The sequence below is a fragment of the Trichormus sp. NMC-1 genome (assembly GCF_001858025.1).
Lineage (GTDB): Bacteria > Cyanobacteriota > Cyanobacteriia > Cyanobacteriales > Nostocaceae > Anabaena.
In genome coordinates this window covers 1,420,575-1,435,641 of sequence record NZ_LZQD01000001.1, presented here as the reverse complement: position 1 = coordinate 1,435,641, position 15,067 = coordinate 1,420,575, and the positions used below count along the sequence as shown (strand labels likewise).

Annotated in this window: 10 protein-coding genes; 7 read left to right on the top strand and 3 right to left on the bottom strand. The window is 39.8% G+C overall.

Annotated features, from left to right (window positions below; genetic code table 11):
* Window positions 1-224: 224 nt before the first annotated feature.
* The 5 genes from A9Y75_RS06350 to A9Y75_RS06330 all read left to right on the top strand — a co-directional run bounded on the left by A9Y75_RS06350 (window position 225) and on the right by A9Y75_RS06330 (window position 9,110).
* A complete protein-coding gene (locus A9Y75_RS06350) occupies window positions 225-1,583 on the top strand; it encodes a polyketide synthase (protein WP_071188662.1) in 1,359 nt (452 codons plus the stop codon).
* A complete protein-coding gene (locus A9Y75_RS06345; protein ID WP_071188661.1) occupies window positions 1,583-4,927 on the top strand; it encodes a type I polyketide synthase in 3,345 nt (1,114 codons plus the stop codon). Before A9Y75_RS06350 ends, A9Y75_RS06345 begins: the two co-directional genes overlap by 1 nt.
* 122 nt (window positions 4,928-5,049) lie before the next feature.
* Window positions 5,050-6,720: a PfaD family polyunsaturated fatty acid/polyketide biosynthesis protein gene (locus A9Y75_RS06340; RefSeq protein ID WP_071188660.1), complete on the top strand. Its 1,671-nt coding sequence runs from the start codon at window positions 5,050-5,052 to the stop codon at window positions 6,718-6,720.
* Window positions 6,721-6,722: 2 nt separating this feature from the next.
* Window positions 6,723-8,240: a thioester reductase domain-containing protein gene (locus A9Y75_RS06335; RefSeq protein WP_071188659.1), complete on the top strand. Its 1,518-nt coding sequence runs from the start codon at window positions 6,723-6,725 to the stop codon at window positions 8,238-8,240.
* Between the two features lie 78 nt (window positions 8,241-8,318).
* Entirely contained in the window at window positions 8,319-9,110 is a 792-nt protein-coding gene (locus tag A9Y75_RS06330) for an SDR family oxidoreductase (protein ID WP_071188658.1), read from the top strand.
* Window positions 9,111-9,380: 270 nt separating this feature from the next.
* Here the strand turns inward: A9Y75_RS06330 and hetI are convergent, their stop codons facing one another.
* Together hetI and A9Y75_RS06320 are read right to left on the bottom strand one after the other, a co-directional pair.
* Window positions 9,381-10,103 carry a 4'-phosphopantetheinyl transferase HetI gene (gene hetI, locus A9Y75_RS06325; protein WP_071188657.1) on the bottom strand — a complete coding sequence of 241 codons (723 nt, stop codon included), beginning with the start codon at window positions 10,101-10,103 and terminating at the stop codon, window positions 9,381-9,383.
* Window positions 10,104-10,315: 212 nt separating this feature from the next.
* Window positions 10,316-11,401, bottom strand: coding sequence for an alpha/beta fold hydrolase (locus A9Y75_RS06320; RefSeq protein ID WP_177176121.1), 1,086 nt, complete (start codon window positions 11,399-11,401; stop codon window positions 10,316-10,318).
* Between the two features lie 154 nt (window positions 11,402-11,555).
* On the opposite strand from A9Y75_RS06320, the gene A9Y75_RS06315 reads away from it, so the two are divergent.
* Window positions 11,556-12,299, top strand: a complete 744-nt coding sequence (locus A9Y75_RS06315) for a response regulator transcription factor (protein ID WP_071188655.1) — start codon at window positions 11,556-11,558, stop codon at window positions 12,297-12,299.
* 124 nt (window positions 12,300-12,423) lie between these two features.
* Here the strand turns inward: A9Y75_RS06315 and chlP are convergent, their stop codons facing one another.
* Window positions 12,424-13,644: a geranylgeranyl reductase gene (gene chlP, locus A9Y75_RS06310; protein ID WP_343232362.1), complete on the bottom strand. Its 1,221-nt coding sequence runs from the start codon at window positions 13,642-13,644 to the stop codon at window positions 12,424-12,426.
* Window positions 13,645-14,010: 366 nt separating this feature from the next.
* Between chlP and A9Y75_RS06305 the strand changes: the two genes are divergently transcribed.
* Window positions 14,011-15,027: a TOBE-like domain-containing protein gene (locus A9Y75_RS06305; RefSeq protein ID WP_071188845.1), complete on the top strand. Its 1,017-nt coding sequence runs from the start codon at window positions 14,011-14,013 to the stop codon at window positions 15,025-15,027.
* The last annotated feature ends 40 nt before the right edge of the window (window positions 15,028-15,067 follow it).

The window sequence follows — 15,067 nt, the reverse complement described above, 5'->3', positions numbered from 1 at the left end:
TCTGATTTAATGTTTTTAGCTTAACCGACAAGTATTGGGACGCAAAGAGAAGAAATGAAAGAAGATTAAGTGAGAGAGTTTAGTGCAGTTTCACAAAGAAACGGTATTACATAATAACAGCGAAAGTTGTTAATCCTTGCCGATTGGGGGAATAGCGTAAATCCTGAAAAACTTAGGAAATTTTTATTTCCTTAACGTCTTATGCCCCAACGAGGATTTCAACAGTGGAGAAAATAGCGATTATCGGGTTATCTTGCCTGTTTCCAGATGCTAATAATCCTGAAGAGTTTTGGCAGAATCTCAGCGCAGAAAAAGACTCAACTTCATCTGTAAGTGTTGCCGAATTGGGAGTAGACCCCGCCATATTCTACGATGCTAATAAGGGGAAACCGGAAAAAATTTACTTTCAAAAAGGTGGATTTATCCGCAATTTCAACTTTGATGCTAGTGAGTATAATTTACCGGCGACATTTGTTCAAAGTCTGGATAATAGTTTTAAATGGTCACTGTATGCTGCTAAACAGGCAATTATCCACAGTGGTTATTGGGGAAATCAATCTGCTCTTTCAAAATGTGGCGTAATTTTAGGAACTCTCGCTTTCCCAACCAAAGCATCTAATCAATTATTTGCTCCTATTTATCAGCAAACTATTGAACCTGCAATTGGTGAACTTTTACAGGAAAAAGACTTCCATTTAGGTGGTTCATTCACTGCTACAAAAGCATCTCCATATAATGCGATGGTGAGCGGCTTACCTGCTGCTATAATTTCCCGTGCATTTTCTCTTTCTGGAACTCATTGCTGTATAGATGCTGCCTGTTCATCATCATTTTATGCCATTAAATTAGCATCCTATTATCTGCAATCTGGCAAGGCTGATTTGATGTTAGCTGGTGCTATTAGTTGTTCAGATCCGTTGTTTGTGAGAATGTTATTTTCTGGGATTCAAGGATATCCAGAAAACGGTATTAGCCGTCCTCTAGATAAAGCATCACGCGGGTTAATTACCTCCGAAGGCATAGGAATGGTAATGCTCAAACGCTACAGTGATGCTGTCAGAGATGGAGACAAAATTCTCGCCACAATTTGCGGTAATGGTCTATCTAATGATGGTAAAGGTAAGCATCTCCTCAGTCCTAATGCTCAAGGACAAACCACTGCATATCAAAGAGCTTATGCTGAGGCTAAACTTAACCCCCAAGCAATTGATTATTTAGAGTGTCACGCTACCGGCACTCTGTTGGGAGATACCACCGAATGCAACTCAGTTGAAGGTTTTTTTGGTCAATACCAAGCAACACCTTTAGTGGGTTCAACTAAAAATAACGTCGGTCATTTACTCGTTGCTGCTGGCATGGTGGGGATAACAAAGACGATTTTAAGTATGTCTCATGGTGTTATTCCCGCAACTATAAATGTCAGTGAACCTGTGGGTTCTGAAAATAATGTGATTTCGCCTCAAAACATTATTAGAACTGCCACACCTTGGCCGAGTAAAGGAAATAAGTACGTAGCTTTAAGTGCATTTGGTTTTGGTGGAAATAACTCTCATTTAATTCTTGAACAGGGGGAAGTCAGCTAATGAGTCTTCAAGAAAATATGACTGCAAAAATGGCAATTGTCGGCATGGATGCCTTTTTCGGTGAATGTCATGAATTAAATGCTTTTGAAAGCAGCATTTATGATGGAAAACAGCATTTTATTCTCCTGCCAGAAAAACGATGGCATGGTATTGATGAGCAGGAAACATTACTGCAAGAGTACGGGTTGAAAGCCGGAAAAGCTCCCCAAGGTGCATATATTAAAGATTTTGAAGTTGATACTTTAGCTTACAAAATTCCCCCTAACGAAGTTGAAAAACTCAACCCGCAACAACTTTTATTATTGAAAGTGTGCGATCGCGCTCTCCAAGATGCAAAAATAGCCCAAGGTGGTAATGTAGCGGTAATTATCGCTGCGGACACAGAATTATCTGTACACCAACTACAACAACGTTGGAATTCACCTTGGCAAGTTAAAGACGGTTTAAATGCTGCGGAAATCGCCTTACCTCCAGAGAAAATTGCCCAACTAGAAACCATAGTTAAAAACAGTATTCACCACCAAGTTGATTTGGGTGAATATCTCAGCTATGTCGGCAATATTATGGCTAGTCGCATTTCTTCGTTGTGGAATTTCTCTGGTCCCTCATTCACTCTTAGTGCTGTAGAAACTGCGGCATTTAAAGCTTTAGAAATCGCACAAATGCTATTAGCTACAAATGAAGTAGACGCAGTTGTTGTTGGTGCTGTTGACTTAGCCGGTGGTGTGGAAAATGTCTTACTCCGCAGTCAATTCGGAAAAGTAAATACAGGTATCAATACCTTAAGTTTTGATCAAAACGCCGACGGTTGGACTGTGGGAGAAGGTGCCGGTGCAGTTGTCCTCAAACGTCATGATACAGCTTTAGAAAATAGCGATCGCATCTATGCAGTCATTGACGGTATCAGCATCGGACAATCTCCCTCAATGGCTGTAGACGAAGCGACTATTAGCCAAGTCTGCAAACAAGCTTTTCAACAAGCAGGAATTCAACCTATAGAGGTAAATTACCTGGAAGTCTGCGGTACTGGAATTCCCGCAGAAGACGAAGCTGAAATTAACGGCATCCTTCAAGCTTATCCTCCCGTGGGTAACGGTTTACACTGTGCCATTGGTAGCGTCAAAGCCAATATCGGTAACACCTTTGTCGCTTCGGGAATAGCCAGCTTAATTAAAACTGCCCTCAGTCTCTACCATAGATATATTCCCGGAACCCCCAATTGGTCTGGTGTCAAAACACCGCAAGTATGGGAAGGTAGTCCCTTTTACGTTGCTACCGAATCAAGACCTTGGTTTTCACCAAAAGAAGGTAGATGTAGAATTTCCGCTATTAATAGTATCGGCTGTGATGGCTCTTTTGCTCATGTCATTTTATCAGAAGATACTCATCAAGAAGAACGTGTCAGCCGCTATTTAGAGTCACGACCTTTTTATCTTTTTCCTATCGCTGCTAATGATTATGCCACTTTGTTTGCAGGTTTAGATAATTTGCAACAAAACATTGAAAATGCTGATCATCTTCAAGCTACTGCGAGTCAGACTTTTGTTAAATTTCAGCAGCATACAAATGCTAAATATGCCTTATCTATTACTGGACGCAACCACAAAGAATTACTCAAAGAAATTAACTCAGCGCGTAAAGGTGTAAATCTTGCCTTTGAAAAAGGTACAGATTGGCAAACTCCTCTTGGTAGTTATTTTACACCAAAACCACTTGGTAAAAATGGAGAAGTTGCCTATATTTATCCTGCCGCAGTTAATTCCTATGTGGGCATGGGGCGGACTTTATTCCGTCTTTTCCCCAAATCTTTCGATGACTTAATCATCAAAAGTCTTTACAAACGTGCTGCTGATGTGGAACTACTTGTTTTTCCCAGAAGCTTGAGCAAATTGTCAACACGACAACTAGAAACTCTAGAAAAGAAATTGCTTGATGATTCTCTGGCTATGTTTGAAGCCGAAGTGCTTTTTACCAGAATGATCACAACAATTATCAGCCAAGATTTTCAAGTTAAACCTAAATATATCTTTGGCTATAGTTTAGGTGAAACAAGTATGATGGTTGCTCAAGGGGTGTGGAGCAATTTTTATGAAGTCAGTCACACCTTTAATTCCTCAGCTTTATTTGGTGATAGATTATCTGGCCCCAAAAATGCTGTGCGTGAGTATTGGGGACTACCAAAAGCATCCTCAACTTCTGATAATAATTTCTGGAGTAATTACGTTCTCATAGCCAGTCCTACCCAGGTTAGAGAATGTTTAAAAGATGAAAATCGCGTCTACCTAACTCAGATTAATACACCAGAAGAAGTATTAATTGCTGGTGAACCTGCTGCTTGTGAAAGAGTAATTAAAAAGCTTGGTTGTAACGCTTTTCCAGCACCTTTTGATCATGTGATTCATTGTCAAACAATGCAATCAGAAGCGCAAGAATTGGAAAAACTCTACACCTTACCAGCGCAAACAATTCCCGGTATTACCTTTTATTCCGCTGCCGAGTATCAACCAACTACACTGGATAGTCAAGTAATTGCTCATAACATTGCTAAAGGATTATCGCAACAACTCGATTTTCCCCGCTTAGTTAATCGTGTCTACGCAGATGGAGCTAGAATCTTTATTGAAGCAGGTGCTGGTGGTGTATGTTCTCGCTGGATAGATAAAATTCTTGGCAACCAAGAACACATCACCGTATCCTTAAATCGTCGCGGTATGGATGACCATACATCACTTGTCAAAGGACTAGCAAAATTGCTCAGTCATCGAGTAGATTTGAACTTAAATCTACTCTACAACTTCTCCTCAAAAACTGGCAATCAAAATAAAGCAACTCTGAAAAAAATTACCCTAGGTGGTAATTCTATGACTACTGCCATATTGAGTGACGAAAACCGCAAACTTTTCTCCCATAGCAATTCTCAAAAGCAGCAGCCAAATCTTTCTAATTACCGAGAGTATAAAATCATTAATTCTCTCCAGGGTAATAATCAAATTAGCCCCAGTGACATTTACCCACAGCCGATAACACCAACTAATTCTCAGCCAGAAAACATTATCATGAAAACTATCATTGATAACTGTTTTGAACCTAGAGAAGAAGTACAATCTTCTGAGTTAACCGCCACTTTACAGTCAACTACTCAACTCATTCACGACTCCGAACCGACAATCAGCATGAATGATTTTAAAACTCATCAGTATCAAAAACTGAGTATCAATAATTCCAAATTGACTAAAGCCCACACCAGCTTTTTAGAAGCCAGACAAGACTTCAGTAAGCAAATGAGCGAAATAATTCAACTGCAATTAACCTGCGCTCAAAACTTGCTCAACGAAGAAACTTAATCAAATATCTATCATACCGAGACGTAGAAATATCAAACTGCTTACTCTGTGTTTCTACGTCTTGAGCGTGATCTAAATTCTTCATCTCAAATCCATTGCTTAAAACTTGAGGAATAACTGCCGTGACAACTGTAGAGACGGTACGAAATCAACATAATAATGGTCTAAGTTTTTTTTCTTGGTCTCAAAATCAAAAACAAATTTGGAAAGGTTCCTTAGATTGTATCTCCTTTGAGCAAAGCGCCATCAAAGATAAATTGCTGGCATCAGATAAACCTTGTTATATTATTAGAGTTGGTGGCAAAATTGGTGTTACTAACGATGGGTATTTAGCACCAGCTGATAATGGTTCCATAGGACAAGCAGAACTTTTAATCTCAGTTCCACCCATTCACCTACAACAATTTGGCGACCCCAATTTTCTCACTACTTATGGTGTGAAATATGCCTATGTGACTGGTGCAATGGCAGGTGGTATTGCTTCCGAAGAAATGGTAATTGCACTAGGAAAAGAGAACATCTTAAGTTCTTTTGGTGCAGGTGGTTTAACACCAGACCGTTTAGAAGCAGCCATTAACCGCATTCAACAAGCCTTACCTGATAAACCTTATGCTTTTAATTTAATTCACAGTCCTAATGAACCTACTATTGAACGTCGTGCTGTAGATTTATACCTCAATTATGAAGTAAGAACTGTAGAAGCTTCAGCATTTTTAGACTTAACTCCTAACATCGTCTATTATCGTGTATCTGGGCTAAGTTTAAATAGTGCTAATCAAGTTGAAATCAAAAATAAAGTCATTGCTAAAATTTCTCGCCGCGAAGTTGCAACTAAATTTATGCAACCAGCACCTGCGAGAATTCTCAAAGAATTAATTCAGCAAGGACTAATAACTGAGTTACAAGCAACTTTAGCCAGCCAAGTTCCTATGGCTGATGATATTACCGTCGAAGCTGATTCTGGTGGCCATACAGATAATCGTCCTTTAGTTTGTTTGCTACCTTCAATTATTAGTTTACGGGATGAAATTCAAGCACAATATCATTACACAACACCCATTAGAGTGGGAGTAGCTGGAGGAATTGGTACACCAGAATCAGCCTTAGCTGGATTTATGATGGGTGCTGCTTATGTAATGACTGGTTCAATTAATCAATCTTGTCTTGAATCTGGAGCTTCTGAACATACCAAAAAGTTATTAGCTCAAGCAGAAATGGCGGATATGATTATGGCTCCAGCCGCAGATATGTTTGAAATGGGAGTCAAATTGCAAGTTCTCAAACGGGGAACAATGTTTCCCATGCGAGCGCAGAAATTATATGAACTATATCGCAGTTATGACTCAATTGAAGATATTCCATTAGCAGAGAGAGAGAAACTAGAAAAACAAATCTTCCGCAAAAGTCTCGCTGAAGTTTGGGAAGGAACTGCTGCTTATTTATCCCAAAAAAATCCTGAAAAATTAGGTAAAGCTGTTAATAATCCTAAACTCAAAATGGCTTTAATTTTTCGCTGGTATTTAGGATTATCTTCTCGTTGGTCTAGTTCTGGTGAAAAAGGTCGAGAAGTAGATTATCAAATTTGGTGCGGTCCAGCTATGGGTGGCTTTAATGACTGGGTGCGAGGTTCATATTTAACTGAACCAAATAATCGTCATGTAGTCGATATCGCTAATCAAATTATGAAAGGAACAGCTTTTCTACACCGCGTCCAAAATTTAAAAATTCAGGGATTGCAAATACCCAATTACTACGGTCAATATCACCCAGTTCGGTCTATATTGGAGATGTGAAAATGAATTTAAAACCGTCTTATTCTGCTGAAGATATTCAAAAATTCTTGGTGACTAATTTAGCTGAAGTAATTTCAACTTCAACTGATGAAATTGATGTTGACGAAAATTTAGAAAATTATGGTTTGGATTCTGCCCAAGCCATGATTATTATCAGCAAATTAGAACAATTACTAGGATTTAAACCTTCTCCTGTTCTACTTTGGCATTATCCAACTATTGCTTCACTTTCCCAGCGTTTATCTGAAGAAGTACCGAATACATCTCAGATTAAAGATTCTGAAGGTAAAACCGTTGCTGCTGTAAATATTGCTCCTCCTTTTCTCGATTTAGCTGCTGAAGTTGTCCTTGACCCCACTATCCAACCGGTGGGTAATTCTCCGGTATCTATTAGCGACCCCAAAAATATCTTTTTGACTGGGGGTACAGGCTATTTAGGTGCTTTTATCATCAAAGGACTATTGCAAGAAACTCAAGCAAATATGTATTGCTTAGTTCGTGCAACTGATGTTGTAGAAGGTAAAAGCAAATTAGAAAATAATCTTCAACAATATGGACTTTGGGATGATAGTTATAGCTCCCGAATTATCCCAATTGTTGGTGATTTAGCACAGCCACTTTTAGGTATTGATTCAGAACAGTTCCAAACCCTTGCAGCTAATATTGATACTATTTATCATAGTGGGGCTTTGCTGAATTATGTTTATCCATATTCAGCTTTAAAAACTGCTAACGTTTTGGGAACTCAGGAAGTTTTACGCTTGGCTTGTAAAACCAAAGTAAAGCCTGTTCATTACGTTTCTAGTGTGGCTGTTTTTGAATCAACTGCTTATGCTGGAAAAGTAGTTAGAGAACAACAAGATTTTAATGATTGGCAAGGTATTTTTCTCGGCTACTCACAAACTAAATGGGTGTCAGAAAAGTTAGTAAAAATTGCTGGTAGTCGGGGACTTCCTATCACTATCTACAGACCACCTTTGATTTCTGGAGATAGCACAACTGGTATTTGTAATACCCATGACTTTATCAATTTGATGATTAAAGGCTGTCTACAAATGGGATCTTTCCCTGATGTAGATTATATGTTGGATATGTCTCCTGTTGATTATGTCAGCAAAGCTATTGTTTATTTATCACGTCAACAAAAATCCATTGGTAAGGCTTTTCACTTACAACATCCTCAACCTGCATCTTTAGCATCTTTGGTGGATTGGGTACGCTCATTTGGTTTTTCAATTAAGATGGTTCCCTATGAACAGTGGCAAGCAGAGTTAATTAATAATGTCACTTCTCCTGATAATCCTTTATACACTCTGCGACCATTTTTATTAGAGCGTTGGTCTGATGAACAATTGACTATTCCCGATTTGTATTTGCAAGCCAGAAGACCAATTATTAGTTGTCAAGAAACTCTAGACGCACTAGCTGGTACTGCGATTACTTGTCCACCACTCGACTCTCAATTATTGATGACTTACACTTCTTATTTAGTTCAAACTGGTTTCTTGAGTCTTGCTTAGTTATTAAGTAAATAGGGTGGGCATTGCTCACCCTACTGAAATGCCAGTATTTCCGGCTAATTTCACAAAATTTTTGACATGAATATACAAGACAAACAAACTGCTCTGATTACTGGGGCAGCTAGTGGAATTGGTTACGAATTAGCCTGTATTTTTGCCTCCAAAAATTACAATCTTGTTTTGGTAGATAGAAATAGATCAAAACTTGCAGAAATAGATGTTGAATTTCAACAAAAATTCAAAGTTTTTCCTAAGATTATCGTTAAAGATTTATCTATATCAACATCACCTGAAGAAATTTTTACTGAGTTGCAACAAGCTGAGATCAAAGTTAATGTCCTAGTCAATAATGCTGGATTTGGTACTTATGGCTTATTCAATGAAACAAGTCTGAGTATTGAATTAGAAATGTTGCAAGTAAATTTAGTTTGTCTTACCCATTTAACTAAGTTATTTCTCAAAGAGATGGTTAAAGAAGGTAAGGGCAAAATATTAAACGTTTCTTCCGCTGCTGCTTTTCAACCTGGACCTTTAATGGCGGTTTATTTTGCAACTAAAGCTTATGTTTTATCGTTTTCTGAAGCTATAGCTAATGAATTGGAAGGAACTGGTGTGACGGTGACAGTTCTTTGTCCAGGTTCAACAGTATCTGCATTTCATGAAAGAACAGGAATGGCAGATTCTAAGCTGGTTAAGGGTCAGAAAATGATGGATGCTCAAACTGTTGCCCAGCTTGGTTATGATGCTTTAATGCGAGGTAAGACGATAGTCATTCCCGGACTTTTAAATAAAATACTGGCTAAAAGTGTCAGATTTTTTCCGAGAAAGTTGGTGACGCAAATGGTGAGAACTATGCAAGAAGATAAATAGTTTTGGTAATTATCAATGGTTTCTAAATTACTAAAGTTTCTAAATCCCTACAGTTCGTCCACACGGACTTATTTTTTTGCTCAGTTTTATAGCGTTTCCTAGTCTAATGAAGTACAAAATTATCTGCGTTTAATTTTTACTGCTTGTACCTCACTTGAATGGGAATTGCTATATGTTATTGCTATATGTTAATTAAAGTCTAAAAACTTGATTATTTCGTGTTAAAGGGCAATGCCCACCAACCCTGATTGGGAAGGTGTAAGATGTGAACTAAATCATCTCCCAACTATACAAATCCCCAATAGTACCTGCAACCACAACAGCAGCAGCGAAATTATTTGCTAGTGCTAATTCTCTCAAACTCCAATTTCCAGATACAAGCAATTTTGCAGGTTCGGTTGATGTTAAAAATATCTCAATTTGCTCTAACTGAACTAAACCATCACCGGTTGCTTTTAAATAAGCTTCTTTGCAAGTCCAGTAACGGAAAAATACCTGTTGCTGTTGATCTAAAGCAAGGGATTTGACTACCTCATATTCTCTGGGTAAAAAGAAGCGTTTAGCAAGATTTTCTAAATCCGACATCGGGCGAATATATTCCAAATCCACGCCTATTGTCCGCGTGCAACTTACCCCACACAGAGCTAAATCTTGAGAGTGAGACAAGTTAAAAAACAGGTTGCTATCGGCAAATTTAGCCGCTAATAAAGGTTTTCCCCGTGTTTGATATTCAAATTCTACTTGTGAAGGCTCAACACCCAAATAACGCCCTAAAATAAAGCGTAAACTACTCCGTCCAGCAATGAAACGCTGGCGATGTTCTGGGAAATAAAACCTTTCAGCACGAGCAATTTCATCACTTGATAGGGTTTTTCTGGAAGATTGCAGTTGTGATTCTGACTGATTTAGATTTATTTTCCAGATATGTACATGATCCGATGACAAAGTTAAATTTGTTGGTGCAGGTAGCCAGTTATTATTAAACACAGTCACAAGTAATTAAAGAAAAGCTCAAATCTCTCTTTTATCAATTTAGAGATGTTTGCTGCAAAGTCTCTAAATCCCTCTTTTTGTAGTGAAATATTGAAATCATAAATGATATTTGAAAAATATTAAGTCTCGTAGGGCATTGCCCAGCAAACATAATATTTCCAAAATCAAATATTATTCCTATAGCAAAAAATAGAGAAGTTGCAAAAATTAATCTATCTCACCATAGCCACTTTATCAACTTCATCATTACGCTTTGCTTCTATCCACTGTAAAATGCGATTCCAAGCCCACCAGGGGTCAGGATCTTGTGCTTGGCGCTGGCATTTTTTGCTACTCATATAACCAACATGACCTCCGTAAGAGGTGAGTAACAAATCTATAGCTGAATTTTTGGAACTAGCAGCTTTTAAATCGGGAATAATGTCGGGATGAAATAATGGGTCATCAGCAGCATAAAGAATCAAGGTTGGTTTTGATAACTGAGGTAATAGATATAAAGCACTGCTGGCTTCATAATAGTCTTCTACAGACGCAAAACCCAAACGTTCAATTACTAGTTCTTCGTCAAATCCCCAAATGCTGTTAGCTCGTTCAATTGCTTCTGCTTCCAAACTACCAGGGTGAGCAGCGTGTATTTTCCATGCCAGTTTTTTTAATTCCCTGGCAATGCGTGGTTCTACGTATTTTCCAAAGGGAGTAGTAACTAAATACGTGAGCGATCGCAATGAATCCAAACTTGGACAAATCACCGCCCCTCCAGCAATGTCACTCTCTTTAATTCCTAAATCCTCTGCTCTCGTCAAATCTACAGCCGCTTTCAGCGCCCACAGCGCCAATTGTCCCCCTAAAGAATACCCCGTAAACCAAAACTTTTTTGGGCAGCCCATAGCCGCAGCGGCCGCCGCAATGTGAACAAAATCTTCACCCTCATACAAACCATCGGAAGTTAAAGTCGGGGATAATTCTGCGGTTTTACCATGCGCTCGCCAATCAAATAACACCACAGCGTATCCTTGCGCGTATGCCTTACGCCCTAATAGCCGCAAAAACCATTGTTGATTTAACTCTCCGGTAATCCCATAAGTACCAATAATTGTGCTGTGGGCATTGGGGGGGATAGCGACCCAACCAAAAATTGGCACACCTTGCCCACCTGAAAAGATGACTTTCTGATAAAGTGGCTCTGGATGTACAGTTGTACTTTCCCAATGACGGCCTCCCCACAAAGCAGTGTAAGCAGTCATTGCCACACCATTTTGTAGAAAATAAGGCGGATTGTAGGTAGAGTAACACATCATCTCAAAATTTCGTGTAAATTGATCTTGATCTCAAAGCCTTTTAATCTTAATATTTATGTTAGATTTTAAATCTTTTTGATAATCGTAATAACAATCTTTGAATATCTCAAAGGTTCTTATTTATCCTTAAATAAGTAGTCATAATTTTTTAAGAATGCCGAGGATTCTTGTCATAGACGATGACCCAGCGATTTCAGAACTCGTTGCTGTCAACTTGGAAATGGCTGGCTACGATGTTAGTCAAGCTGAAGACGGCATTAAAGGTCAGGCGCTGGCCCTCCAGCTACAACCAGACTTGATCATGCTTGATCTCATGTTACCCAGAGTAGATGGATTTACCATTTGCCAACGCCTACGTCGGGATGACCGCACTGCTGAGATTCCAGTCTTAATGCTGACGGCTTTGAGCCAAACTCAATATAAGGTTGAAGGTTTCAATGCAGGTGCAGATGACTACTTGACTAAGCCTTTTGAAGTTGAAGAAATGCTGGCACGAGTACGAGCTTTGTTGCGGCGTACTGACCGCATTCCCCAAGCGGCAAAGCACAGTGAGATTCTTAGTTACGGACTTCTTACTTTAGTTCCAGAAAGGTTTGAGGCGATCTGGTTCAATGAAACTGTGAAACTGACGCACTTGGAATTTGAGCTACTTCACTGCTTGCTTCAGCGTCATGGTCAGACAGTTTCTCCCAGTGAAATCCTGCGAGAAGTTTGGGGTTACGATCCTGATGATGACATCGAAACAATTCGGGTGCATATTCGCCACTTAAGGACTAAGCTCGAACCAGATCCTCGTCATCCCCGCTATATCAAGACAGTATATGGCGCGGGATACTGTTTAGAGTTACCCAGTGTACCTCCCTCGGTTGAGGGGGCTGCCGCAGCAGTGGTTGAGTAAACTAACGCTACATAGTGCTGTGATCTAATAAATTGGCACTCCATTCTGAAGTAATTCAGGGAGTGCCAATTTAATTACAGTAGTAAGTAGTTGAACAAAATTAAATTCATTCGTGGAGTGACGGTTAGGGAGCTAGAGCATTACCCCGAATTAAGCTACCAATAGTTTTGGCAGTAATTTTCAGTTGAGTAATGGGGTTAGCTGGAACCACGGTTTTATACAAATAACTATCGAATGTTAGTTTCTGTACATCCATGTCACCACACATTTCTACAAATGCTTCACGAGTAGCGTCGGAACGATAGAACACACTTTGGAGAATGTCCAGAACTTTGTAGGTGAGTCCGTATTTCTGATCCCAACGCTTCAGGTAAATCTTGAGGTCTCGTTCTGTAGGAATCCGCGCACCACCGTTGGAAGCTTCGACGATGGTTTCAGCACACATCCGCCCAGATTTAGCGGCAAAATAGATACCTTCACCAGAGGATTTGGTAACATAACCAGCCGCATCTCCTACCAAAGCTATGCGTCCAACAACGCGACGAGGACGGGGATGTTCGGGGATGGGATGCGCTTCTACTTTGATGATTTTACCGCCGGCTAATTTCTCAGAAGCACGGGCGCGGATACCAGCTTGCAGGTTTTTGATACTGGCTTTGTTGACGTGCATTGTGCCAGTACCTACTGCTACGTGGTCATATTTGGGGAATACCCAAGCGTAGAAGTCGGTAGAAACGTCATCGCCAACATACATTTCGGCGAGGTCGTTGTAGTAGTCCATTTTGTCTTGGGGTAGACGAATGCGTTCTTGGAAAGCGATCGCATAATTGTAATCCCCAGCATCCATTTCTTTAGCAATGCGGGAATTCGCGCCATCAGCCCCGATCACTAAATCCACTTTTAAAGTTTTGGCAATCCCCTGCGCTCCACCTTCTGTATGATCAACATAATGAATGGTATAGGGGTCAGTGTTATTTGTGGGTATATCAAGTTTATGAACTGTGGCATTAATTAAAATTGCGCCTAATTTGGCTGCCCGGTCGCGCAGGAACCCATCCATCACTTCCCGACGGCACATTCCTATATATTCATCTTCATTTATCAGATTGATATCAACTTCACGATTCGATGGTGATATCATTTTCATCTTCCGCACTCGACGGTCGATGATCTCTGGTGGTAGGTCAAATTCACTCACCATACATAGGGGAATAGCTCCCCCACATGGCTTGGCGTTATCGAGCTTGCGCTCAATTAGGTAAGTTTCAATTCCAGCTTTTGCCAATGTCTCAGCGGCAGATGAACCAGCTGGGCCTGAACCAACAACTGCAACCCGTAGTGTCAAAGGTTTTCTCCCAATCTTCACATTTACCGAAAGCATCGTATCACGGTCTTTTGGTTGATTTGCCGCTTTCCCTTCAGGTTTTGAGAAAAATGCAATATTCCTTAATATTTCGACATGAAAACTGCGATTTTAAACAGGTGATGTAGCTTTATTGGTAGATATTAGTCAATGGTAACTATAGAACTTCTAAGTCAGTCAGATGGAAAAACATTGTAGCGGTGCTGATTGTAGTTTTCTCGATTGTGGTGGTTGTAGTTGGTAATTTTATGTCATTCAATTAATCCAAAAGCCAATGTTTTATGATATAAATAAAAACACGGTAATCCTAGCTGCAAGCCGTAGATTAATTACAGAGGTGTGGAACCAGTGGGCATAGTAGTTGAGAATGTCTCTAAGCAATTTGGCAGTTTCCAAGCGGTTGATCAGGTGAGTCTGGAAATTAATAGTGGTTCACTGGTTGCGTTACTAGGTCCATCTGGGTCTGGTAAATCTACCCTGCTGCGATTAATATCCGGGTTAGAAATGCCTGATAGTGGCAAAATATTACTGACTGGGAAGGATGCAACATATCAAAGTGTGCAAGAACGAAATATTGGCTTTGTATTTCAGCACTATGCTCTATTTAAGCATTTGACTGTGCGACAAAATATCGCTTTTGGCTTAGAAATTCGCAAAGCACCGCCAAAGAAGATTAAGGGAAGAGTAGAGCAGTTATTAGAATTGGTACAATTGAGTGGATTAGGCGATCGCTATCCCTCTCAACTTTCTGGTGGTCAAAGACAAAGGGTAGCCTTAGCCAGAGCATTGGCTGTAGAACCTAACGTATTGTTACTAGATGAACCATTTGGCGCATTAGATGCCAAAGTTCGTAAAGATTTACGCGCTTGGTTACGTCGTCTCCATGATGAGGTTCATGTTACCACAGTTTTTGTTACCCACGACCAAGAAGAAGCAATGGAAGTGGCAGATGAAATTGTGGTGATGAACAAAGGAAAAGTTGAACAGGTAGGGACTCCAGCCCAAATTTACGACCATCCTGCATCAGCGTTTGTGATGAGTTTTATCGGTCCTGTAAACGTATTACCGAGTTCTTCCAAGATTTTCCAAAGCAGCGGTTTCGATTCGGTCAACCCAGAAGTATTTTTACGTCCGCAAGATGTGATTGTGGAAAGGGTGGCTAACGGTACAACTGCACCTGCTAAAGTTAACCGTGTGATTCATTTGGGTTGGGAAATTCAAATAGAATTAGCGTTAGATGATGGACAAATGGTGACAGCACATTTAACACGTGATCGCTTTGATGAATTAAAGTTAGAACCACAAGAGCGTGTGTACGTTAAACCTAAAGATGCTAAATCTTTCCCGCTTTATTATTCGATTTAAAAAAAACTTCAAAAACCTTTGTAGGAGCAGGTTTGAGGTG